The sequence below is a fragment of the Pseudofulvimonas gallinarii genome (assembly GCF_004343305.1).
Lineage (GTDB): Bacteria > Pseudomonadota > Gammaproteobacteria > Xanthomonadales > UBA2363 > Pseudofulvimonas > Pseudofulvimonas gallinarii.
In genome coordinates this window covers 1-21721 of the sequence record NZ_SMAF01000002.1, presented here as the reverse complement: position 1 = coordinate 21721, position 21721 = coordinate 1, and the positions used below count along the sequence as shown (strand labels likewise).

The window sequence follows — 21721 nt, the reverse complement described above, 5'->3', positions numbered from 1 at the left end:
CGAGCGCGCAGAGGCTGTGATGCAGATCGCGTCACAATTGCAAACAATCGTCGTGCTGCACTTGCCGGGTGGCCAACGCACTTGTCACCACGCCTGCCTTGCGTTAATCATTCAGGTTGAGGGGAGGCTTGGCAATGATCGTTACATCCACCGTTCTGGTGAAGACCGAGGTCGGCCGCGAAGCGCTGGCCAAACGCAGCCATGGACTGACGCCCAGGCAACGCGCCCTGCTGATTTCCATCAACGGTGAGCTGGATGTCGCCCAGCTCCGCGCCCGCTTCGCCGGGGGTTCGCCGGAGGAAATGGATGCGGCCATCGAGAAGTTCCTCGACGCCGGGCTGATCGAACCCGTCGGTGAACCTGTCGCGCCTGCGGTCGGCGCCGAAGTCGCCACGCCGGTGCCGCGCAGCCCGGCCAGACCGGCGGCCGCCGATCGCGCTGCGCCCGCCGGGGCCGCCATCGTCGGCGACTGGCGCCGCATCCAGTCGCGCGCCACCGACCTGTTGCGCGAGGTGATGGGCGCGGACGCCGACCTGCTGGCGATGCGACTGGAACGGGCACGCACCGAACAGGAGTTCCTGTCGCACCTGGAGCGCAGTTTCCAGGTGGTGGACACCGCGCGCGGTGCGGATGCGCTGGCCCAGTATCGCGCCAACCTGATCGCGCGCTGATACCCGCTGTTTGCGCCTGCGGCCGGGCGGGTGCCGGTCAGCGCGGCGGTGCCGCCAGTTCGGCGGCATCGAGCCAGCCATCGCCATTGCGGTCCTGGCGCGCGAAGGCTTCCGCCAGCCGTTCCAGATGATCGGCCAGTCGCAGAGGGCGTGCGCCCGGGTCGGGCAGTTCTGCGCCCTGCAGTATCCCGTTGCCATCGAGGTCGCGACTGCGGAAACCGCGACTCATGTAATCGCGGAACTCGGCCAGCGAGACGCGGTTGTCACCATCCAGATCCATTCGCATGACGTAGTCGTCCGGCGTGCCAGGCAGGTCGGATGCCGACGTCGCGGCGACGAAACCCGCCAGGAGCGCTACGGCTGCGAGCAGCGGGGCGGCAGCCGGCCTGGGTGAACCTGTCCGGGGATTGTGGTGATCCATTGCGACGGTCGACAGGCCGTGCGCGGGCGGATGCACGGGTTGATGCCCGCAGGCGTGTCCAGCAGGGTTCGCGTCTATGATCGCTGTCATGTCCCGCATCCTACACACCGTGCTGGCGCTCTGCCTTGCGGCGCCGCTGCCGGCATGTCCGCTGGTCGAAGTCGCCGTGCTTGATGCCGATCCGGGCCTGCAGGGCGCTGAATCCTCCCTGGCGCGAATGGATGACGGCTTCGTGTTGACCTGGCAGTCGCGGCTGGGTGGCAACGAGGCCGCATTGCGCTTCCGGCATCTGTCGCCGGAAGGTCGCAACCGGGCATCCGGAGAAATCGCCCGCGGCAGCGGCTGGTTCCTCAACGGGGCCGACTTCCCGTCGCTGCAGGTCCTCGACAATGGCGACTGGATCGCACACTGGCTGGAGCGGACCGGGGCGGGGCGATACAGCTACGACATCCGGACGACGCGTTCGCAGGACCGGGGCGAAAGCTGGTCGGCGCCGGTTACGCTGCACGACGATGGCACGGCTTCGGAGCACGGCTTCGTGGCCTGGGTGCCGGCGGGTGAGGATGGTGCCTGGGCGACATGGCTTGATGGTCGGGAAACGGTGGTGGCGGAAAGCCGGGCCGGTGAGGGCGGACATGCGCACGGCCACGGCGCCGCCGGCGGCGCGATGACGCTGCGCGTGGCTCGCCTTTCACGCGATGGCGTCATCGGCGGCGAACTGCTCGATGACCGCGTCTGCGACTGCTGCCAGACCGCGGCGGCGCGCGCCGGTACCTCGACGCTCGTGGTGTACCGCGACCGCAGCGACGACGAAGTCCGCGATATCCATCTGCGTCGCCACGACGGTCGCCGCTGGTTGCCGGCGCAGCCGCTGTTCGCCGAGGGCTGGCGGATCGCCGGTTGTCCGGTGAACGGCCCTGCGTTGGCCGCGCGTGGCCGCCATGCCGTGGCGGCCGCCTACAGCGAGGCGGGTGGCACGCCGGCCGTGCGCCTGCGTCGAAGCAGCGATGCGGGCGCCAGCTGGTCCGAAGCCGTCGATGTGGTCGTTGGCGACACGCTGGGCCGCCTGCACCTGGCCGTGTTCGACGACGGTCGTGCGCTGCTGTCGCGCATCGACACCGACGGTGGCGACGCGATCCTCAGGCTGAGCCTGCACGGCCGGCATGGCGAGGTCCTGTCGCAATGCGATGTCGCACGGCGCAAGGCGTCACAACTTGCCGGCTTCCCGCGTATGGCGGTGGGAGGACAGGGCGGAATGCTGTCCTGGACCGAAGCGGTCGGCGGGCAACCCCAGGTCCGCGTGGCGACGCTGCGCGTGCCTGCGGATGGATCTGAAGCGCAGGAGTCGCCCTGACGCGCCGGCACAGGCGGGAAAATTCTTCACTCGAAGGATGCCTGGCTGGCAGAGCGGTTGAAGGGCGCGGTATCGTCCCGGCGACATCCGGCAGCCCGATGGGCCGGTTGGCGGAAAACAGAGGGTCTCCAGGGAATGATGCGGTGAGCACGGAATTCGACAGCAGCGTACTGGCCAGTCATGCCGCCCGCCTTGCCGGCGTGCGACTGGTCGGCCTGTTCGAGCAGGAGCCGACGCGTTTCGCGCGCTTCAGCCGTCGGCTCGGGCCGCTGCTGGTCGATGTGTCCAAGCAGGCCATCGACGGCGACGCATGGCAGGCGTTGCTGCAGCATGCCGCTTCCTGCGCGGTTCCCTTGCGCCGCGATGCCCTGTTCGCCGGCGAGCCGGTCAATGCGTCGGAGCAGCGTCCGGCGCTGCACATGGCCTTGCGCGCGGCCCGCGATGACGAGGGCACGCCGGCCTGGTGCGAAGCCCGCGACCAGGCGCAGGCCTGCCTGGAGCGCATGGCCGCACTGGTCGATGCGGTGCGCAAGGCGCCCGGGGTCATCGGCCTGCCGAAGATCACCGATGTGGTCAGCGTCGGCATTGGCGGATCCGATTTCGGGCCCCGCCTGGCCTGCGCCGCGCTGGCCGGGCAGGGCGGCAGCGGCCCGGCCGTGCATTTCCTCGCCAACGTCGATGGCGGCCGCCTCGACGAGCTGATGAGGCGACTGGATCCGGAACACACGCTGGTGGTGCTGGTGTCGAAGAGTTTCGGCACGCAGGAAACGCTGCTCAACGGCGGCGTGCTTTACGAATGGCTGTGTCGCGCGCTGGGCAGCGAGCAGGCGCATCGGCGCCTGTTTGCCGTCACCGCCAATGCCGAAGCGGCGCGCGCGGCCTTCGCACTCGACGATGCACGCATCCTGCCGATGTGGGATTTCGTCGGGGGTCGCTACTCGTTGTGGTCGGCCGTCGGTTTTCCGGTCGCGCTCGCACTGGGCATGGACGGCTTCCGCCGCCTGCTTGCCGGTGCGCGCCAGGTCGACAGGCATTTCCGCGAAGCACCGCTGGAGGAGAACCTGCCGGTGTGGCTGGCGTTGGTGTCGTGGTGGAACCGCGCATGGCTGGGCCGCGCCAGCCACTGCATCGTGCCCTACGACGACCGCCTCGAAGGGCTGCCCGGCTATCTGCAGCAGCTGGAGATGGAATCCAACGGCAAGCGCGTCCGCAGCGATGGCGAACCGGTTGCGCTGCCGACCGTACCGGTGGTGTGGGGCAGTGTCGGCAGCAACGCGCAGCACGCGTACTTCCAGGCGTTGCACCAGGGCACCGACGTGGTGCCGGTGGATTTCATCGGCGTGGTGAAACCGGACCATGCGCTGGATGAAAACCATCGCGCTCTGCTGGCCAACCTGCTGGCACAGAGCGCGGCACTGATGCGTGGGCGCGACGAGGCGGCGACCTGGGCCACGCTGGCCGGAGTCGCCGATCCGGCGCTGCGGCGCAGCCTGGCGGCGCAGAAGGCGTTTCCCGGCAACCGGCCATCGACGACCATCCTGCTTGATCGCCTCGATCCGGAATCACTCGGGGCGTTGCTGGCGCTCTACGAGCACAAGACCTTCGTCCATGCGACGCTGTGCGGCATCAATCCCTTCGACCAGTGGGGCGTGGAACTGGGCAAGTCGCTGGCCTCGCGGATCGAGCCGGGCCTGCGCGGTGAAACCGCCGTGGTGCCCGATGCCTCGACCGCCGGATTGCTGGCGCATATACGGGCGCTGCGCAAGGCGGCGCCGGAGGCCTGAGCCTCAGCTCAGCAGGTCGAAGGGACCGCCGCGCTCCAGCGCACGCCGGTAGGCCGGACGCGCCTCGATCCTTTGCAGGAAGGCCTGCAGGCGCGGGTATCGTTCCAGGCCAAGGCGCGCACGGGCGGCCTGGACAGGAAAGCTCATCTGGATGTCGGCGATGGTCATCCGGTCACCGGCGAACCATTCCGCGCGGCCCAGCTCGGCTTCCAGGAACCCCAGGTGCGTGGAAAGTTGCGGTTGCACGAATCCGGCGTCGACCTTGTCGGCGATGCGGCGCGCGATCGGGCGCACGAAAAACGGTGCCCTGGCGTTGCGGATGCGTGAAACCACCAGGCTGAGCAGCAGCGGCGGCATCAGTGATCCTTCCGCGTAATGCAGCCAGTAGCGCTCACGGTCGCGCTGCGGCCCTGCTGCCGGGGCCGACAGGTCGTGGTCTCGGTCGTAGCGTTCGGCGAGGTGTTCGATGATCGCGCCGGACTCGGCGAGGACCGCGTCGCCATCAACGACGACCGGCGCCTTCCCCAGTGGATGCACGGCCTTAAGCTCGGGCGGCGCCAGCATCGTCTTCGGGTCGCGTTCGTAGCGCACCAGCTCGTACGTCAGGCCCAGCTCCTCCAGCAGCCACAGCACCCGCTGCGAACGCGAATGGTTGAGGTGATGGACGGTGATCATGGGCGACGCTCCTGTTCGCGATGACCGCGGCTGCGGTCAGGGCGGCAAAAAGGCCCGGCGACAGCCGGGCCCGCAGTGGCCGGTCAAGGAGGCCGGTCAAGGATCCCGGCCATCCGAGGCCGGTTCAGTCCGGATCGACGCAGAGCAGGGCGATCTGTGCGTCGGCGCGCTCGATCTCGGCGGCCTTCTCGTCGTCGGTGAGTTCTTCCGGCGTGCCGTCGCCGTCCTTGTCCTTCATCACCACCGGCATGTTGCGCAGCGTGGTGCGGTTGGCGCGCGCCTGCTCACAGGCGTTCTGGCGCTGTTCCGGCGTATACAGCAGGTCGATCTCGTCGCGGCTCATGCCGCGCTGTTCGACTTCGGTGATCGTCGAGGAGACGTTGCCACGCAGGACGACGCGCTCGGCCTTGACCTTTTCGTCGGGCGGAGAATCGGTGAAATGGACGGTGCCGTCCTCGTCCACCCACTTGTAGACCTGCTGGGCGGCGACGGGCGAACACAAGCCGATGGCGATCAGGACGGCAAGACTGCGGTAGAGCATGTTGGTATTCCCCCTGGTTCTGCCCATAGCATGGCGCAAATCGCCGTGTCAGGCCAACTTCCCGCGAAGGCCGGGGCAGCGGCGGTCGGGATGGGGTCGTCCGCCCCTGCCGGGCCGTGGCGGCGCTGCCCGCGGCAGGTATCCGGGGTACACTGCCACCGTGCCATTTCCGGCGCGCCACACCGGCCCTTGTCGGCCAGGCCTGAATGCGACGCGGCGTCTATCTCCTCCCCAATCTGTTCACCACCGGCGGCCTGTTCGCGGGCTTCTACGCCATTATTTCCGCCGTCCACGGCCGACCCGTGGTCGCCGCGATCGCCATCATGGTCGCCGGCCTGCTGGACGGGCTGGACGGGCGCATCGCGCGCCTGACCAATACCCAGTCGGAGTTCGGCAGCCAGTACGACTCGCTGTCCGACCTGGTCAGTTTCGGCCTGGCCCCGGCGCTGCTGATCTACACCTGGTCGCTGTCGTCCCTGCGCGACTACGGCGGCATCGTCGCCAAGCTCGGGTTCGCCGCCGCGTTCCTGTATGCGGCCTGCGCCGCCCTGCGCCTGGCGCGCTTCAACACCCAGATCGGCGTGGCCGACAAGCGCTTCTTCCAGGGGCTGGCCAGTCCGGCCGCCGCCGGCCTGGTGGTCAGCTATGTCTGGACCTGCCGCGAGTTCGGCCTGGCCGGCGCCGATGTCGCCTGGGTGTCGCTGGGCGTGGCCACGGTCGCGGCCCTGCTGATGGTCAGCAATTTCCGTTACTACAGCTTCAAGACGCTGAAGGTGAACGACCGCGTGCCGTTCTTCTGGGCGCTGGTGCTGCTCGGCCTGTTCGTGCTGCTCGCCATCGACCTGCCACGCCACCTGTTGCTCCTGCTGCTGGTCTACACGGCCTCAGGGCCGATCTACACGCTGTGGGGACTGCGCAACCGTCGTCAACTGCGTGAAGCGGCGCGCCATCAGCCGGCGCCGACGGAGCCGGAGGGATGAATCCGCGTCGCGCCCGGATCCTGGGCGAGCTGGGCCTGGTCCGCTATCGCCTGCGTGCGGTGCCGTCGCCGGCAGCGGTCACGGTGACGGTCAGCACGACGGCGCCTGCTGCGGTCGTCGCGGTTGAGCAGGCTGGCGTCGTCGGGCCCTTGCCGGTGCAGCGGGCGCTTTCGGTCCACGTGCCGGATGTCGGCGTTGCCCTGCCGCGCGATGGGGTGGCGGCGACGATCTGGCGCCAGGTGCTGCAGTGGCTGCGACTCGACGGTGACGACGTCGAGTGGGCGGCAGCGCCGGGCGCCCATGTCGTGTCCTTGCCGCCGAGCAGCGAATGGTCGACGCCGGCCGGCAAGCGCGCATTGTGGACCGCACTCAAGTCCTTCGCATCGAAGCGGATGCAATGACATGGTCGCCGCGCTCGCCGATGCTCCAAGCCTGCGGCCCATGCGGCCGGAAGACCTCGACGCGGTGCTGGCGATCGAGCTGGCGTCCTATCCCTTCCCGTGGACACGCGGGATCTTCGAGGACTGCCTGCGCTGCGGCTACAACGCCTGGGTGGCGGAACGCCAGGGCGTGCCGTGTGGCTACGGCCTGCTGTCGATGGGTGCCGGCGAGGCGCACGTCCTGAACCTGTGCGTCGCCGCTTCGGCGCGGCGCCTCGGACTTGGGCGGCTGCTGCTGCAGCGCCTGCTGCAGGATGCGCGCGAAGCCTCGGCCGAACGCGTGTTCCTCGAAGTGCGGCCCAGCAATGCCGAAGCGGTGGCGCTGTATCACGACACCGGGTTCCACCTGATTACCCGGCGGCCGAACTACTACCCTACCCACGACGGCCGCGAAGACGCCTTGGTGATGGCGATGGAACTGCTGCCGCCGGAATAAGGCTCAGGCGGCGCCGAGTACGGTTTCCAGGACCGCCATGCGGATGGCGACGCCATTGCCGACCTGTTCGAGGATCACCGATTGCGGTCCGTCGGCGACCGCCCCGTCGATCTCGGTGCCGCGGTTCATGGGGCCAGGGTGCATGACGATCGCGTCCGGTTTCGCCAGCGCGAGCCGCTCCGGCGTCAATCCCCATTGGCGGAAATAGTGTTCGCCATCGGGAATGTTGGCGCCCTGCATGCGTTCCTTCTGCAGGCGGAGCGTCATCACGACGTCGCAGCCTTCCAGCGCCGGGCCCAAGGCATCGAAGTGGACAATGTCCGGATCGGAAAGGTCGGCGGCACGCAGCGAGGGCGGTGCCGCGGTACGCAGCTCGCCGACGCCGAGCAGGCGCAGCAGCTTGATGTTGGACCGCGCCACCCGCGAATGCCGGATGTCACCGACGATCAGCACGCGCAGCCCGGACCAGTCGCCCTTGTGGTGGCGGATGGTCATGGCGTCGAGCAGCGCCTGCGTGGGATGCGCACTGGCGCCGCTGCCGGCATTGACGATCGCGACTTCGGGACCGGCGACCTTCGCCAGTTCCGCCACGGCATCGTCGCTGCCATGGCGGATCACGTAGGCATGGCAGCCCATGGCATCCAGCGTCCGCCAGGTGTCGACCAGGCTTTCCCCTTTCGCGGTGGACGAGGTGTGGGCGTTGAAGTCGATGACCTCCGCGCCCAGCCGCCGCGCCGCCAGCGAGAACGAAGTGCGCGTGCGCGTCGAGTTCTCGAAGAACAGGTTGACCACGGTTCTGCCGGCAAGGCGGTCCAGTGCCGGCGCGCGCGCGGTGGCGTGCCCGTGCAGGGCATCGGCCCGGTCGAGCAGCGCCAGCGCGCCGGCGCGGTCGAGGACGTCGATATCGGTGAGTTGCCGCAGGTCGGTCATGGCGGGCAGGGCAGGTGGTTCCCGGGGGCGTCGTAGTAGCGGTCGATGAGGATGGCGGCGGCATCGGCGTCGAGCAGGTCGGCATCGCTGCGTCGCCGGCGGCCGTCGCGACGGGCCTCGGCGAAACGGCGTGCCGCCAGCTGCGAGGTCGAGCGCTCGTCCACCTCGATCACCGGCAGGCCGAAATGGCGCTGCATCGCGCGGGCGAGGCCGCGCGCGCGTTCGCTGGCCGGCTGTTCTTTGCCGTCGAGCGTCAGCGGACGGCCGACAAGCAACGCCTGCGGACGCCACTGTTCAATGAGCGGCGCAATCGCCGCCAGTGCGCGCGCGTGCGAATCGGCGTTGACGACGGTCAGCGGGCGGCCGTCACCGGTCAGGCGCTGGCCCACCGCGACGCCGATGCGACGGCTGCCGACGTCGAAGGCCAGCACCGATTCCGCCACGGGAAAAGGCCCTTCGTTCATCGCTCAGGCGCGCCCGCCATAGCTGGTCAGCCGGGAGGGATCGACACCGATCGACGCCGCCGCCGCGTGCCAGCGCTGCTCGGGCGGCACGTCGAAAAGCAGGGCGCGGTCGGCCGGCGCGGTCAGCCAGGCGTTCTCGCGCAGCTCCTGTTCCAGCTGGCCGGCCGCCCAGCCGGCATAGCCCAGGGCGAACAGGAAGCGCGGAGGCGCCTGGCCCAGCGCAATGGCGGCGAGGATGTCGCGTGAGGTCGTCAGCATCAGGTCCGCGGCCGGCTGGATGCTGGAATCCCAGTTGCGTCCGTCGACGCTGTGCAGGACGAAACCACGCTCGACGCTTACCGGCCCGCCCAGCAGCACCGGCCTGTCGCCGAGCGTGCCCGGCGCGGTGTCCAGTTCCAGCTCGGAGACGATCTCGCCAAGCGAAAACGAGGCGGTCCGGTTGATGACCACCGCCATGGCGCCGTCGGCATCGTGCTGGCACACGTAGGCCACGGTGCGTGCGAAATGCGGATCATCCAGCGCCGGCATCGCGATCAGCAGCTGGTTGGTCAGGTGGGTGCCGTCCTCGGACATGGCGGCATTGTAGGCGATGCGGGGGCAGGCGGCGCCGGAAGCGCCGCAGCCGGACAGCGCGATTCAGCGGTGGCGCAGGGTGTTGCCGGGCAGGAACTGCCAGGTGCGCGTGACGTGCAGGATGTCCACGCGTTCGTTCGGATCGTTGGGGATCGCGTTGTAGGGCGCCGACATGCGCGCGATCTGCACGGCGGCGTCGTCGAGGACGCGATGGCCGCTGGATTTCACGATGTCGATGCTGGCCAGGCTGCCGTCGCGGTTGATGCCGATGGTCAGGATGAGGTCGCCGTGGATCTGCCGGCGCCGCGCTTCCTCGGGATAGTTCAGGTTGCCGATGCGCTGCAGGCGCGTATCGAGGTAGTGGATGTAGGACGCGTATACGTACTCGCGCGCCTGGCCGGAAATGAACTTCCGGCGTGGACGCTCGGCATAGCTCTGGTGCGCCATGTCGCGTTCGGCGGTCAGGCGCGCCTGCTCCTCGCGCAGCTCGTTGAGGTCCACCGCTTCCGGCAACGACTGCTGCGCGCGTTCGACGGGCGCCTGCGGGCTGGTCAGGTCCCTGCTGGGGGCGCGGCTGGCCAGCAGCGGCGACGCGGTTTCCTCGCGCTGGCGCGGGGCGCCCACGGGCCGGGGCGACGGCGAGTTGCCGTCAACGGGGTGCAGGATGTCGGAACTGACGGGCGCCGTCGGTCGCTCGGCGTGGTCGAGCTCACCGCCACCGGCCTGGTTCGCCTGCGCCAGGTAACGGGCCTCCTTCGGCGCCTCGTGCGTCGCCGATGCGACAAGGATGACGTCGAGGCTGGGCATGGCCGGCACCGGCGTCGGTGCCGCGAAGCCGATGCCGAGCAGCGCGGCACCATGCACCAGGGCCGAGAAGACCACGGTGAGGACAATGCGTTCGTTGCCGGTATCGGCGCGGTTCATGGCAAGACGGAACCCGGGAAAAGACGGACGTGTGGGCTGCGGCAGCCGGTCATGTTGCCCGAGCGCCGCGTCCGGCGTCGAGCCGGGCGGCGACCGCGTCCCACAGCAGCCCCGCCACGTTGAGGCCGCACTGGGCGTCGAGCTCGCGCACGCCGGTCGGACTGGTGACGTTGACTTCCGTCAGCCACTCGCCGATCACATCCAGGCCGACGAACAGCAGGCCACGGCGGCGCAGTTCCGGCCCGACCTGCGAGGCGATCCAGCGGTCGCGGTCGCTCAGCGGGCGGGCTTCGCCGCGCCCACCACGCGCCAGGTTGCCGCGGAAGTCGTGGCCCTGCGGAATGCGCGCGAGGGCATAAGGCACCGGCTCGCCGTCGATCATCAGGATGCGCTTGTCGCCGTCGACGATCTCGGGCAGGTAGCGCTGCACCATCGCCAGCGTGCGTCCGCCATTGGTCAGGGTTTCCAGGATGACGTTGAGGTTGGGGTCGTCGGCGTTGGCCTGGAACACGCCACGGCCGCCCATGCCGTCCAAGGGCTTCAGGACCGCACGGCCCTCGCGCTCGACGAAACCACGCAAAAGGGCGGCGTCGCGCGCAACCAGGGTCGGCGGGCAGCACTGCGGGAAGTGCAGGGCGAACAGCTTCTCGTTGGCATCGCGCAGGGATTTCGGATCGTTGACGACCAGTACGCCTTCGCGCTGCGCCAGTTCGGCCAGCTGGGTGTCATACAGGTATTCATTGTCGAACGGCGGGTCCTTGCGCAGCAGCAGGACGTCCATGGTCACCAGGTCGCGCCATTCCGGGGTGCCGATGGAAAACCAGTCGGCCGGGTCGTCGCGGACGGTGAGCGGTGCCATGCGTGCCCGGGCGCGGGCACCGTCGGCGGCCAGGCCGGAGTGCTCGACATAGAAAAGGCGGTGCCGGCGGCGCTGCGCTTCCAGCAGCAGGGCCAGGGTGGTGTCCTTGGCGGGCTTGATGGCGCCGATGGGATCCATCAGCACGGCGACGGCTAGACTCATGGGCAGTTCGGTTTCCAGGCCAGTGCTGGCGGACGGCGAGGATACCATCCGCCCAGTTTGCGGTTGTTTGCTTGACAGCACGTGTCGCGGACCATTAAACAGCCCGTGTCGTCGCGGAAATGCGGTGATCGACAGGGGGTTCAACCGTGGAGCAGGGGTCGGCAGCAGCAAGTATGGACAATACCGGCAGCATTTCAGGTTTGAAGGTCATGGTCATCGACGATTCCCGGACGATCCGGCGGTCGGCGGAGACACTGCTCAAGAACGAGGGTTGTGAGGTCATCACGGCAAACGACGGCTTCGAAGCCCTGGCCAAGATCACCGACTACCAGCCCAACATCATTTTCGTGGACATCATGATGCCGCGTCTGGACGGCTACCAGACCTGCGCGCTGATCAAGAACAACCAGCTGTACAAGTCGACGCCGGTGGTCATGCTGTCGTCGAAGGACGGCCTGTTCGACAAGGCGCGCGGTCGGGTTGTGGGGTCCGACGAGTATCTGACCAAGCCATTCACCCGTGACGAACTGTTGAGCGCGATCCGTCGCCACATCGACCGTGGCTGATGGACTCGTTATTCAAGAGCATGGAGGAGCTCTAAGTGGCACACATCCTGATCATTGACGATTCCCCGACCGAAACCCAGATCTACCGCGGCATCCTCGAGAAGCACGGGCACCGGGTGACGTCGGAATCGGTGGCCGAGCAGGGCATCGCGACGGCCAAGCGCGAGCAGCCGGACCTGATCCTCATGGACGTGGTCATGCCCGGCATGAACGGCTTCCAGGCCACGCGCAGCCTCAGCAAGGACCCGGCCACCTCGACGATCCCGGTCATCATCCTCAGCTCGAAGAGCATGGAGACCGATCGCATCTGGGGCCTGCGCCAGGGCGCGCGCGACTACCTGGTGAAGCCGGCACGGGAAAGCGACCTGATCGAGCGCGTCAACGCGGCGCTCGGCACCTGACCTTGGAGGCGCCATGAGCGGCGAGGTCACAACAACCGCGTATGCGCTGCTGCTCGACTTCGAGCGCCGCGCCGTAGGACACCGTGCGGAAGCACCGGAGGCGCAGACCGGCCCGGCCATGTGGCGCGGCCTGTGTTACGGCGTTTCCGGGGTCGAGGCGGTGTCGTCGATCGGCGAGATCGCCGAAATCCTCGTGCCGCCGGCGCTCACCTACGTGCCCGGCGCACGCCCCTGGCTGCTCGGCATCGCCAACCTGCGCGGCACGCTGCTGACGGTGGTCGATCTGGGCCAGTTCCTGTTCGGGCGCCCGACGGTTCGCGAGGACCGCAACCGCGTGCTGGTGGTCCGCCAGCGCGGCGCGGCGGCGACCGGCCTGCTGGTGGATTCCGTGCTCGGCCAGCGCGGCTTCGAGGAAGGCGCCGCCATCGAAGCGGAGGGCGTGGTGGACAACGACATGCTGCCCTACGTGCCGTTCGCTTTCAGCGACGCCGCCGGAGAACAGTTCTGGCCGGTGCTTTCGCTGCCGACTCTGCTCAGGGCACAGACATTTCTGGATGCGGCGGCGTAAGCCGCGCACGGTACAAGTTTCGGGAGGACAATCTAAATGGCTAGTACCACCGCACGGACGCCGGGTTCTGGTTCGCGGGGATTCAACTTCTGGTTGATCCTGCTGATCGCCTCTCTGGGTATCTTCGTTGCCAACTTCTTCCTCGGCCAGCAGCTGACGGCGACGGTGTCGGAAGCCACCGCGAACGCCAGCCGCCTGCAGGTGACCGCCCTGCGCGTCGCGGGCTATGCCGACCGCGCCGCCCGCGGCAACGACGTCGCCTTCGAGGAGCTGAGCAGGGCACTTGAAACCGGCGGCAACATCCTCGGCGAACTCGACGCGGTGAAGGGCTCGGGTGACGGCCAGGTCCTGCAGAGCCAGGAAACGCTGGCCGCCGCCTGGGGTGCGCTGAACAACGCCGCCCGCCAGGTGCTGGATCGCCGCCAGCCCGTCATTGACGCCACCCAGGCCGCGCAGGCGCTGCAGGAACGCCTGCCGCGCGTCCAGGCGCTGATGGACGACGTGGTCCGCGCGCTGACCGAGCGTGGCGCCTCCGCCTCGCAGGTGTTCGTGGCCTCCCGCCAGTTGCTGCTCGCCGACCGCATGCTGCGCCGCGTCGGTGATGTCCAGAACGCCAGCAGCGGCGTCGACGCCGCGGCTGAAGGTATCGTCCGCGACGGTGGCCTGTTCGGACAGGTGCTGGATGCGCTGCTCGAAGGCAATGCCGAACTCGGCATCCGCGTGGTCGATGTCGCCAGCGCCCGCCAGGCGCTGACCGAAGTGGCCCTGATCTGGAACGAGCTGGATTCGACCTTCCAGGGACTCGCGGCCACGCGCGGCGAAGGCGAGGCCATGCGCACCAATGCCTCGGAAGTCGCTTCCGCGCGCGCCGCCGCCGAACGCGCCCGGCTGGAAAGCGAAAGCATGCTGCTCGCCGGCAACCAGCATGGCCGGGTCTGGGAAGAGTCCGCCGCCCGCCGCGTCTTCCCGAACCTCTGGTGGGGCCTGGCATCCGGCTTCCTCGCCATCCTCTCGCTGCTGGCCCTGGTGCTGGCGCAGTGGGCGAACGAGCGTCGCCGCTACAACGAGACGGCGGAAACCAACCAGCGTAACCAGGAATCGATTCTGCGCCTGCTCGACGAGATGGGCTCGCTGGCAGACGGTGACCTGACCGTGCAGGCAACGGTGACCGAGGACATCACCGGCGCCATCGCCGACTCCATGAACTATACCGTGGAACAGCTGCGCAGCCTGGTGGGTACGCTGACCAACACCTCGGTGCAGGTCGCCGAGTCGTCGCAGGAAACCATGGAAACCGCCGCGCGCCTGGCACAGTCGGCGGAACAGCAGGCGCGCGAGGTCGGCGCGGCAACGCAGTCGGTCACCGACATGGCCCAGTCCATCGCCGCCGTGTCCGAAAACGCCGCCCGTTCCGCGGACGTGGCGCAGCGCTCGGTGTCGATCGCATCGGAAGGTGCCCAGGTCGTGCGCGAAACCATCGCCGGCATGGACGCAATCCGCGAGCAGATCCAGGAAACCTCGAAGCGCATCAAGCGACTGGGCGAATCGTCGCAGGAGATCGGCGCGATCGTGGAACTGATCAACGACATCTCCGAGCAGACGAACATCCTCGCCTTGAATGCAGCCATCCAGGCGGCCTCCGCCGGTGAAGCGGGACGTGGTTTCGCGGTCGTTGCCGACGAAGTGCAGCGACTGGCCGAACGCGCCGGTAACGCGACCCGTCGAATCGAAACACTGGTGCAGACCATTCAGTCCGACACCAACGAAGCGGTCGGCTCGATGGAACAGACGACCGCCGGCGTGGTGAGCGGCGCCCGACTCGCGGAGAACGCGGGTCGCGCCCTGAGCCAGATCGAAAGCGTGTCGCAGGAACTGGCGCAACTCATCGCCGGCATCTCCGAAGCATCGCAGCAGCAGTCGCGCGGTGCATCCGAAATCGCCGGCACCATGGACGCGATCCGCGGCTTCACCGGCGACACCGCGACGGGTGCCGCCAGTACCGCGCGTTCGGTCGGCAAGCTCGCCGAGCTGGCCGCCGAACTGCGCCGTTCGGTCGCGGACTTCAAGCTGCCGAGCAACGTGACGGATACCTACGACGAAACACACTCGGGTGTCGAAGGGATCGTGCTGTCAGACGACCAGTACGACAACATCGCCTGACGTCGGCCGAACCAGAGAGACTGCGTGATGCGTCCAGACAGCGGAATCGACCAGACCAGCCTGGCTTGGCTCAAGCCGGAAATTGACGCCAGCCTGACCCGTGCCGGTGAGGCCCTGGAGCGCTATGCCGAGGAGAACTTCAGCGGCGATGGTGCCGGCGTCGCGCTGGCGGCCCTGCACGAAGTGCTCGGTGGCCTGCGCATGCTGGAGCTCTACGGCGCCGCCCTGGTCGCCGAGGAGATGGAGCGGCTGGTCACCGACCTGACCGAGGGCAAGGTGCAGCGCGTCGAGGACGCGTTGACCAGCCTGCTGCGCGCCATCCTGCAGCTCCCGGACTACCTGGATCGCCTGCAGAGCGGTTACCGCGACATTCCGATCGTACTGCTGCCGCTGCTCAACGACCTGCGCTCCTGCCGCGGCGAGAAGCTCCTCAGCGAGAGCGTGCTGCTTATTCCGGCGACCGATCCGGAGCTGCCTTCCGACCTGCCGCGGCCGGAAGCGCGCGTGTCCGGTTCGGAGCTGGAGAAGCAGCTCACCGCGTTGCGCCGTGACTGGCAGTTCGCGCTGCTGCAGTGGTTCCGCGGCCAGGACAACCACGCCGCGCTGGGCAAGCTGACCGGCATCTGCGACCGCCTGCTCGAGGTGATCTCGGTGCGCCAGGCGCGCCAGTTGTGGTGGGTCGCCGGGGCCATCTGCGACGCCATGCGTGCGCACGGGCTCGATGCCAGCATTTCGACGAAGCTGCTGTACGGTCGCCTGGATCGCGAGATCAAGCGCCTGATTGACCAGGGCGAGGTGCTCTACGGCCAGAATCCGCCCAGCGAACTGCTGCGCAACCTGCTGTATTACGCCGCCCAGGCCGGCGCCGGCGACCGTATCGGCCGCGTGCAGGAAGTGTTCGGCCTCACCGACCTGGTACCGAGCGAACAGGAAGTCGATGATGCACGCGGCGCGATGTCCGGCCGCAACAGCAGCCTGCTGGGCAGCGTCGTCGGTGCGCTCGAAGAAGAGCTGATGCGGGTCAAGGACGCGCTTGACCTCTACCTGCGTGGCAGCCGAAGCGATGGCGATTCGTTGCAGCCGGAGCTGGAAGTCCTCGACCGCGTCGCCGACACGCTCGGCATGGTCGGCATGGGCATCGAGCGCAGCCAGGTGCAGGCACAACGCGCCGCACTGGCGCAGATCGCCGCCGGTGGCGAAGCCAGCGAACAGGTGCTGCTGGATATCGCTGGCGGCCTGCTCAAGGTTGAAAGCTCGCTGCAGATGCACCGCGAACAGATGGGTGCGCAAGGCGGTGGTGGCGCCGCTGCCGGCAGCGACGGCGAGCGTCGCCGGCTGGTCCAGGCGGTGCTGCGTGAAGCCGCCAACAACCTGCAGCAGTCCAAGGAACTGTTCCTCGCGCACCTGACTTCGCCGCCGGGCAGCACGCACAAGCAGGCCGCCGTGGTGCAGCTGCGCGATGTCGCCGGCGCACTGCGCCTGCTGGAGTTCTCGTCCGCCGCCGACCGCATCCTGGCCATCGCCGGTTACCTGCACGGCGAGCTGGATCCGGCAACGCTGGCCGCCGAGGAAGTCGACGCCTTCGCCGACGCGCTCAGCGGCCTGGAGTACTACCTCGAACTCGTCGCCGACCACCAGGGTCATGGCGAGGATCGCCTGCAGGCGGTCACGGACGCCCTGTCGCGCCTGGGCCATTGGCCGTCGCGCATCAGCCTGCACGAACTGTTCAACGACGACGGCGAGGGTGCCCTCACGGCCAAGGCCGCCGATGCCGTCGCGACCGCGCGGCCGGAGACGCCGAGCCAGCCCACCGAAGTGGCGGCACAGGAACCAACGGCGCCGGCAGCGACCGCCGACAGCGGTTCGGCACCGGCCGATCCGACGCTGCAGCGGTTCAGCGAAATGGTGGCGACGCTCGGCTACTCGTTCGACGAAGCCTCCGGCATGGACGAGGAAATCCGCGGTACCTTCCTCGACGAGCTGACGGAGGAAATGGCCAGCCTCGACCAGAACCTGCCGTTCTGGCGCGCCAACATCGAAGACCTCGAGCGGCTTCGCACCATCCGTCGCTCGTACCACACGATCAAGGGCAGCGGCCGCATGGTCGGTGCGCGCCTGCTTGGCGAGTTCGCCTGGCTGATCGAGAACCTGCTCAACCGCGTGCTCAACGGCAATCGCCCCGCGTCGCTGCCGATCCTCGAGGTGGTCGAGCAGGCCACTGCGGCATTGCCGGAATTCCACGCCGCGCTGTGCGGCGACATCACGCCGCGCCGCAATATCGCGCTGATCATGGCCAATGCGGAACTGCTGGCCGACGGCGGCGCGCCGCTTTCCGCCGCGGCGGCCGCCGCAGCGGTGGCCACGACGCCCGTCGCGTCGCCGGTCGAGACCGAGGCGGCGCCGGTGGAGACGCCCGAAGTCGCGGCACCGGTCGAGGTTGAAGCGGCCGTGCCCGAGACGGTCGACGTTGCACCCGCGCAGGACGCCGTCGAAGAAGCCGCCAGCGGGCCGGTGGCCGCGGATTCCGCTTCCGATGGCATCGAATGGTCGGTGCCGGAGACCGTCATCGAGACCCCTGCGCAGGAAGCCGGCGAAGAGCTGTCGTTCGCGACCGCCGCTGACGGCGAACTGGCGGGTGACGAGCTGCCGGCCATCGAAACCGGTGAGTGGACCCTTGACTCGACTGGTGACCTCTCCGGCGACGTTACATCGCAGGCGCCCGCGTTTGCCGGGTCGGTCGCTGATGCGGCCGACGACGACGGGACGACGGCGGTCCCGCCCGCTTTCGAAACAATCGATGGCACGATTGACGATGCCGCCATCGAGCCGGCGCGTGAGGCGACCGATGCGGGTTCCGCGGACGACGGCGAGTTCCCGCCGCTGGATCCGGTGCTGCTCGACATCCTCCGCAGTGAAGTCGCCGGCCACCTCGGCGTCATTGAAACCTATCTGCATGACTCGCGCAGCAACAGTGCACTGGCCATCGTGCCGGAGCATCTCGTGCGCGCGGTGCACACCCTCAATGGCGCTTTCGGTGCCGTCGACCTGCCGCAGGTCACCGAGCTGACCTCCGTGCTAGAAGGCTATGTCAGCCGCCTGCGTGGCCTGCGCATCGCGCCGATCACCGACGGCCACGACGCCATTGCCGCCTCCAGCCGCTGGCTGGCCGCGGCCATGCAGCACCTTGAGCGGGGCACGGCGATTCCGTCCGCCGGTGAACTGGGTGAACGCCTGGCGCAGCTGACCGGCGAACTGCGCGAACTGCGGCCCGGCGAGGAATGGTTCCACGGCGACACCGCCGCAACGGAAACGGAAAGCGTTCCCAGCGGCCTGGAAGACGTGCCGGAGCTGGAACCGCTGGTCGTGTCCGAGACACCGGAAGAGGTTCCGGCCAGCAGCTATTCGGCGGAAATCCCGTCGCTGGTGCGAGCCGAGCCGGAAGCACCGGCCACGGTCGAGCCGCCGGCGCCTGCGGCGACAACGGTCGTTGCTGCGATTCCCGACGATTCGGCGCAGAACGACATCGCGCCGGGCAGCGCCGATCGCAATGCGCTGCGCGCGATGCTGGCCGTCATGGCCGACGTCCATGCCTTGAACGAGGTCGATCCGGACCTGGCCGAACTGTTCCGCGAGGAAGCACGCGAAATCCTCGATCGCTGCGAGCAGCACCTGGCCGGTCGTGAACGCATGGGTGCCGCCGCCCTGTCGCAGGAACTGGCGCGCGAACTGCACACGCTGAAGGGCGGTGCGCGCATGGCCGGCTTCACCGATGCCGGGGAACTCGGCCACGCGATGGAGTCTCTGCTCGAGTCGGCCAACAACGACATGCGCCAGCTTGGCGACGCCGACATCGCGCTGCTGGGCCGTTGCCTCGACCAGCTCAACTACCTGATCTTCCCCGGTGTCGAGAAGCCTTCGATGCTGGGCTTCACGATGGAAGTCGAAGCGGAGGCCGCTCCGGCGCAGGCCGAAGAAGCCGCCGCGCCGATCGACACGCCACAGGTGGAGCAGGAAGCCCCGGTCGTTGCCAAGGCGCCTGCCGAACCGGTGGTGGACCTGTCCCCGCACATCACTCGGCATCGGCCGGCGCAGATCAACATCCATACCGAAGCCAAGCCCGAAGCGGCTGTCCCGGAAGCCCAGGTCACCGAATTCGTGCGCGTGCGCGCGGACCAGCTCGACTCCCTGGTCAACCTCGCCGGCGAGGTAGGCATCATCCGCACCCGCCTCGAGCAGCAGGTCGGCGCCTTCCGCTTCAGCCTGGAAGAATTCGAACAGACCGTCCTGCGTCTGCGCGAGCAGCTGCGAAAGCTGGAGATCGAGGCGGAAACGCAGATCCTCTCGCGTGAAGTCCGCGTCCAGGAGCAGAGCAGCAGCAGCGGATTCGACCCGCTGGAGCTGGACCGCTTCTCGCAGCTGCAGCAGCTGTCACGCGCCCTCGCCGAGTCGATGTCTGACTTGCAGTCGATCCAGGGCCTGCTCGACGAACACACGCGCCTGGCCGAATCGCTGCTCCTGCAGCAGTCGCGCGCCGGTGCCGAGTTGCAGGAAGGCCTCATGCGGGCGCGAATGGTGCCCTTCGAGAGCCTGTTGCCGCGCCTGCGCCGCCTGGTGCGCCAGGAAGCCGACGCGCTGGGCAAGCGCGTGCGCCTGGAGGTTGACGGCGCACAGGGCGAGCTCGACCGTGGCGTGCTGGAGCGCATGGCCGCACCGTTCGAGCACATGCTGCGCAACGCGCTGGTCCACGGCCTGGAGACGCCGGAACAGCGTCGCGCCGGCAACAAGGCCGAGGAAGGCCAGATCCGCATCCGCGTCGCCCGCGAGGCGACCGAAGTGCTGATCGAGGTTTCCGACGACGGTCGCGGCATCGATCCGCAGCGCGTGCGCAAGACCGCCGTGGAGCGTGGCCTGCTCAGTGCCGAATCCGACCTCAGCGATCGCGACCTCTATGGCTTCATCCTCGAGGCCGGTTTCTCCACGGCCAGCGAGCTGACCCAGTACGCCGGCCGCGGCGTCGGCATGGACGTGGTCGCCAGTGAAATCAAGCAGCTCGGCGGCAGCCTGACGATCGAATCGACGGTCGGCAAGGGTGCGCTGTTCCGGGTCCGCCTGCCGTACACGCTGGCGGTGAGCCAGGCGGTGCTGGTGAAGGTCACCGACCACACCTTCGCCATCCCGATGACCGGCGTCCAGGGCATCGTCCGTCTGTCCGGTGCCAACTACAAGGAGCGGGTACAGGATCCCCGTCCTAAGGTGGATTACGCGGGCGAGGACTACGAGATCTACGAGCTCGACAACGTCCTGAACATGACCGCCGGGGCCACCGACGACACGGCACAGGTCCCGCTGTTGATGATCCGCGCCGGTGACCTGCGCGTCGCCTTGCGCGTCGATGCGCTGCTGGGCGGTCGCGAAATCGTCGTGAAGCCGGTCGGACCGCAACTGGCCCGCATTCCGGGCGTGTTTGGCGCGACTATCCTCGGCGACGGTGCGGTGGTCGTGATCCTCGACGTCGCCGCGCTGCTCCGTCGCGCCGCCGCACTGCGCGAAAAGGGCGATGCGCCGGTACAGATCGTGCCGCAGCCGGTGGTCCGCCAGCGTCCGGTCGTCATGGTGGTCGACGACTCGATCACGATGCGAAAGGTCAGCGCCCGCGTGCTCGAGCGCGAAGGCTACGAGGTGGCGACGGCGAAGGACGGCATGGACGCGCTGGAGCAGGTCAACGAGCGCGTGCCGGACGTGATCCTGCTCGACCTCGAGATGCCGCGCATGGACGGTTACGAGTTTGCCGGCTATATGCGCGCGGACGACCGCTTCAAGTCCGTGCCGATCATCGTCATCACCTCGCGCATGGGCGAGAAGCATCGCGCCCGCGCGTTCGAGATCGGCGTCAACCGCTACCTGGGCAAGCCGTACCAGGAGGCCGACATGCTCAAGGCCGTGGCGGAACTCCTCGAAGAACGGCGCGTGGCACAAGCCTAACCGGACGGACCAACCATGGATGAGATACGTTCCGACCTACGAGGCGTGCTGATTCCGATCACGGAAACACGCCTGCTGCTCCCGAATGCGGTGATCGCCGAAGTGATCACCTTCGTGAGCCCGGACCCGGTGGCCAGCAAGGCGACCTGGCTGCTTGGAAAGGTCAACTGGCGCAACTACAAGCTGCCGCTGATATCGATGGCGGCTTATGCTGGCTTCGCCGGGCGCGAAAGCCTGCTCAACGTCAAGATCGCGATCCTCAAGGGTCTCAGCGGTGACGCCAGCATTCCGTACGTCGCGGTGCTGACGCAGGGTTTCCCGAAGCTCACCGTCATCGGCCCGGAAACATTGCAGATCGATACCGTCGCCGAAAAGCGTCCGGGCATCGCGATGAGCGTGCGCATGACTGTCGACGAATCCGACGCCCACATTCCCGACCTCGACGCCATCGAGGCGAGCATCGCCCAGGAGCTGTCCTGAGCCATCGACCGCGGTGCATCGTAAGCGTCCGGCGGTGACACCTTGTTGCGGCGAATCGATCAGTGTTGTCGCAGCGGGAGCAGCGAGTCGATGTCGCGATCGAGCGTGGTGGGCAGACGCGTGAGGGTGTCGGTGAGCCAGGCATGCGGGTCGATGTCGCGATCGAGCGTGGTGGGCAGACGCGTGAGGGTGTCGGTGAGCCAGGCATGCGGGTCGATGTCGTTGGCCTTGGCGGTGGCCAGCAGGCTCATGATCGCTGCGGCCCGGCAGCCGGCTTGCTCTGAGCCGGCGAACAGCCAGTTCTTGCGGCCCAACGCGACGGGCCGGATGGCGTTCTCGGCCGCGTTGTT

At 68.2% G+C, this 21721-nt stretch carries 21 protein-coding genes; 12 read left to right on the top strand and 9 right to left on the bottom strand.

Annotated elements, in window-relative coordinates; translation table 11 throughout:
- The first annotated feature begins 134 nt into the window (after nt 1-134).
- Entirely contained in the window at nt 135-671 is a 537-nt protein-coding gene (locus EDC25_RS01770; protein ID WP_123520976.1) for a hypothetical protein, read from the top strand.
- A 37-nt stretch (nt 672-708) separates the two neighbouring features.
- On the opposite strand, the gene EDC25_RS14975 is transcribed toward EDC25_RS01770, so the two are convergent.
- Nucleotides 709-957 carry an EF-hand domain-containing protein gene (locus tag EDC25_RS14975; protein ID WP_240639573.1) on the bottom strand — a complete coding sequence of 83 codons (249 nt, stop codon included), beginning with the start codon at nt 955-957 and terminating at the stop codon, nt 709-711.
- 223 nt (nt 958-1180) lie between these two features.
- On the opposite strand from EDC25_RS14975, the gene EDC25_RS01760 reads away from it, so the two are divergent.
- Both EDC25_RS01760 and pgi read left to right on the top strand, forming a co-directional pair.
- A complete protein-coding gene (locus EDC25_RS01760) occupies nt 1181-2446 on the top strand; it encodes a sialidase family protein (RefSeq protein ID WP_132577182.1) in 1266 nt (421 codons plus the stop codon).
- 143 nt (nt 2447-2589) lie between these two features.
- On the top strand, nt 2590-4230 hold the full coding sequence (pgi, locus tag EDC25_RS01755; RefSeq protein WP_240639574.1) for a glucose-6-phosphate isomerase: 1641 nt from the start codon (nt 2590-2592) through the stop codon (nt 4228-4230).
- Nucleotides 4231-4233: 3 nt separating this feature from the next.
- Here the strand turns inward: pgi and EDC25_RS01750 are convergent, their stop codons facing one another.
- Together EDC25_RS01750 and EDC25_RS01745 are read right to left on the bottom strand one after the other, a co-directional pair.
- Nucleotides 4234-4905, bottom strand: a complete 672-nt coding sequence (locus tag EDC25_RS01750) for a glutathione S-transferase family protein (RefSeq protein WP_123520979.1) — start codon at nt 4903-4905, stop codon at nt 4234-4236.
- A gap of 124 nt (nt 4906-5029) precedes the next feature.
- Nucleotides 5030-5446 (bottom strand): DUF4124 domain-containing protein, encoded by a 417-nt coding sequence (locus tag EDC25_RS01745; RefSeq protein WP_164483899.1) that lies wholly within the window; start codon nt 5444-5446, stop codon nt 5030-5032.
- 206 nt (nt 5447-5652) lie between these two features.
- On the opposite strand from EDC25_RS01745, the gene EDC25_RS01740 reads away from it, so the two are divergent.
- From EDC25_RS01740 to rimI, 3 genes are read left to right on the top strand one after another with little or no spacing between them, the layout of a single operon-like run.
- Nucleotides 5653-6426, top strand: a complete 774-nt coding sequence (locus EDC25_RS01740) for a CDP-alcohol phosphatidyltransferase family protein (RefSeq protein ID WP_123520981.1) — start codon at nt 5653-5655, stop codon at nt 6424-6426.
- Nucleotides 6423-6827: a hypothetical protein gene (locus EDC25_RS01735; RefSeq protein ID WP_123520982.1), complete on the top strand. Its 405-nt coding sequence runs from the start codon at nt 6423-6425 to the stop codon at nt 6825-6827. The genes EDC25_RS01740 and EDC25_RS01735 overlap by 4 nt, the downstream gene beginning before the upstream one ends.
- Before the next feature lies 1 nt (nt 6828).
- Nucleotides 6829-7302 (top strand): ribosomal protein S18-alanine N-acetyltransferase, encoded by a 474-nt coding sequence (rimI, locus tag EDC25_RS01730; RefSeq protein ID WP_123520983.1) that lies wholly within the window; start codon nt 6829-6831, stop codon nt 7300-7302.
- A 3-nt stretch (nt 7303-7305) separates the two neighbouring features.
- Here rimI and EDC25_RS01725 read toward each other — a convergent pair whose 3' ends face one another.
- The 5 genes from EDC25_RS01725 to gshB form a co-directional block, all read right to left on the bottom strand.
- Nucleotides 7306-8232, bottom strand: a complete 927-nt coding sequence (locus EDC25_RS01725; RefSeq protein ID WP_123520984.1) for an aspartate carbamoyltransferase catalytic subunit — start codon at nt 8230-8232, stop codon at nt 7306-7308.
- Nucleotides 8229-8696, bottom strand: a complete 468-nt coding sequence (ruvX, locus tag EDC25_RS01720; protein ID WP_123520985.1) for a Holliday junction resolvase RuvX — start codon at nt 8694-8696, stop codon at nt 8229-8231. Before ruvX ends, EDC25_RS01725 begins: the two co-directional genes overlap by 4 nt.
- A 3-nt stretch (nt 8697-8699) precedes the next feature.
- Nucleotides 8700-9269, bottom strand: coding sequence for a YqgE/AlgH family protein (locus EDC25_RS01715; protein ID WP_123520986.1), 570 nt, complete (start codon nt 9267-9269; stop codon nt 8700-8702).
- A gap of 63 nt (nt 9270-9332) precedes the next feature.
- Nucleotides 9333-10193 (bottom strand): TonB family protein, encoded by an 861-nt coding sequence (locus EDC25_RS01710; RefSeq protein ID WP_123520987.1) that lies wholly within the window; start codon nt 10191-10193, stop codon nt 9333-9335.
- A 49-nt stretch (nt 10194-10242) separates the two neighbouring features.
- Nucleotides 10243-11214 (bottom strand): glutathione synthase, encoded by a 972-nt coding sequence (gene gshB / locus EDC25_RS01705; RefSeq protein WP_123521000.1) that lies wholly within the window; start codon nt 11212-11214, stop codon nt 10243-10245.
- Between the two features lie 173 nt (nt 11215-11387).
- Between gshB and pilG the strand changes: the two genes are divergently transcribed.
- The 6 genes from pilG to EDC25_RS01675 are packed head-to-tail and all read left to right on the top strand — an operon-like array spanning nt 11388 to nt 21371.
- Nucleotides 11388-11780 (top strand): twitching motility response regulator PilG, encoded by a 393-nt coding sequence (pilG, locus tag EDC25_RS01700; protein WP_123520988.1) that lies wholly within the window; start codon nt 11388-11390, stop codon nt 11778-11780.
- 35 nt (nt 11781-11815) lie between these two features.
- Complete coding sequence (locus EDC25_RS01695; RefSeq protein WP_123520989.1) at nt 11816-12181, top strand: response regulator; 366 nt, start codon at nt 11816-11818, stop codon at nt 12179-12181.
- Between the two features lie 13 nt (nt 12182-12194).
- Nucleotides 12195-12749, top strand: a complete 555-nt coding sequence (locus tag EDC25_RS01690) for a chemotaxis protein CheW (protein WP_123520990.1) — start codon at nt 12195-12197, stop codon at nt 12747-12749.
- 36 nt (nt 12750-12785) lie between these two features.
- On the top strand, nt 12786-14909 hold the full coding sequence (locus tag EDC25_RS01685) for a methyl-accepting chemotaxis protein (RefSeq protein WP_123520991.1): 2124 nt from the start codon (nt 12786-12788) through the stop codon (nt 14907-14909).
- A gap of 27 nt (nt 14910-14936) precedes the next feature.
- On the top strand, nt 14937-20891 hold the full coding sequence (locus tag EDC25_RS01680; RefSeq protein ID WP_132577181.1) for a FimL-related protein: 5955 nt from the start codon (nt 14937-14939) through the stop codon (nt 20889-20891).
- Nucleotides 20892-20906: 15 nt separating this feature from the next.
- Nucleotides 20907-21371, top strand: a complete 465-nt coding sequence (locus EDC25_RS01675; protein WP_123520994.1) for a chemotaxis protein CheW — start codon at nt 20907-20909, stop codon at nt 21369-21371.
- 59 nt (nt 21372-21430) lie between these two features.
- Here EDC25_RS01675 and EDC25_RS01670 read toward each other — a convergent pair.
- On the bottom strand, nt 21431-21721 hold a 291-nt coding region (locus EDC25_RS01670; protein ID WP_132577180.1), incomplete at its 5' end, for a transposase domain-containing protein.

What these genes read in the sequence shown, in the direction of transcription:
- EDC25_RS01770 (WP_123520976.1), top strand. Translation starts at nt 135, where the DNA reads ATGATCGTTACATCCACCGTTCTGGTGAAGACCGAGGTCGGCCGCGAA.
- EDC25_RS14975 (WP_240639573.1), bottom strand. Translation starts at nt 957, where the DNA reads ATGCGAATGGATCTGGATGGTGACAACCGCGTCTCGCTGGCCGAGTTC.
- EDC25_RS01760 (WP_132577182.1), top strand. Translation starts at nt 1,181, where the DNA reads ATGTCCCGCATCCTACACACCGTGCTGGCGCTCTGCCTTGCGGCGCCG.
- EDC25_RS01750 (WP_123520979.1), bottom strand. Translation starts at nt 4,905, where the DNA reads ATGATCACCGTCCATCACCTCAACCATTCGCGTTCGCAGCGGGTGCTG.
- EDC25_RS01745 (WP_164483899.1), bottom strand. Translation starts at nt 5,446, where the DNA reads ATGCTCTACCGCAGTCTTGCCGTCCTGATCGCCATCGGCTTGTGTTCG.
- EDC25_RS01740 (WP_123520981.1), top strand. Translation starts at nt 5,653, where the DNA reads ATGCGACGCGGCGTCTATCTCCTCCCCAATCTGTTCACCACCGGCGGC.
- EDC25_RS01735 (WP_123520982.1), top strand. Translation starts at nt 6,423, where the DNA reads ATGAATCCGCGTCGCGCCCGGATCCTGGGCGAGCTGGGCCTGGTCCGC.
- rimI (WP_123520983.1), top strand. Translation starts at nt 6,829, where the DNA reads ATGGTCGCCGCGCTCGCCGATGCTCCAAGCCTGCGGCCCATGCGGCCG.
- EDC25_RS01725 (WP_123520984.1), bottom strand. Translation starts at nt 8,232, where the DNA reads ATGACCGACCTGCGGCAACTCACCGATATCGACGTCCTCGACCGCGCC.
- ruvX (WP_123520985.1), bottom strand. Translation starts at nt 8,696, where the DNA reads ATGAACGAAGGGCCTTTTCCCGTGGCGGAATCGGTGCTGGCCTTCGAC.
- EDC25_RS01715 (WP_123520986.1), bottom strand. Translation starts at nt 9,269, where the DNA reads ATGTCCGAGGACGGCACCCACCTGACCAACCAGCTGCTGATCGCGATG.
- EDC25_RS01710 (WP_123520987.1), bottom strand. Translation starts at nt 10,193, where the DNA reads ATGAACCGCGCCGATACCGGCAACGAACGCATTGTCCTCACCGTGGTC.
- gshB (WP_123521000.1), bottom strand. Translation starts at nt 11,214, where the DNA reads ATGAGTCTAGCCGTCGCCGTGCTGATGGATCCCATCGGCGCCATCAAG.
- pilG (WP_123520988.1), top strand. Translation starts at nt 11,388, where the DNA reads ATGGACAATACCGGCAGCATTTCAGGTTTGAAGGTCATGGTCATCGAC.
- EDC25_RS01690 (WP_123520990.1), top strand. Translation starts at nt 12,195, where the DNA reads ATGAGCGGCGAGGTCACAACAACCGCGTATGCGCTGCTGCTCGACTTC.
- EDC25_RS01685 (WP_123520991.1), top strand. Translation starts at nt 12,786, where the DNA reads ATGGCTAGTACCACCGCACGGACGCCGGGTTCTGGTTCGCGGGGATTC.
- EDC25_RS01680 (WP_132577181.1), top strand. Translation starts at nt 14,937, where the DNA reads ATGCGTCCAGACAGCGGAATCGACCAGACCAGCCTGGCTTGGCTCAAG.
- EDC25_RS01675 (WP_123520994.1), top strand. Translation starts at nt 20,907, where the DNA reads ATGGATGAGATACGTTCCGACCTACGAGGCGTGCTGATTCCGATCACG.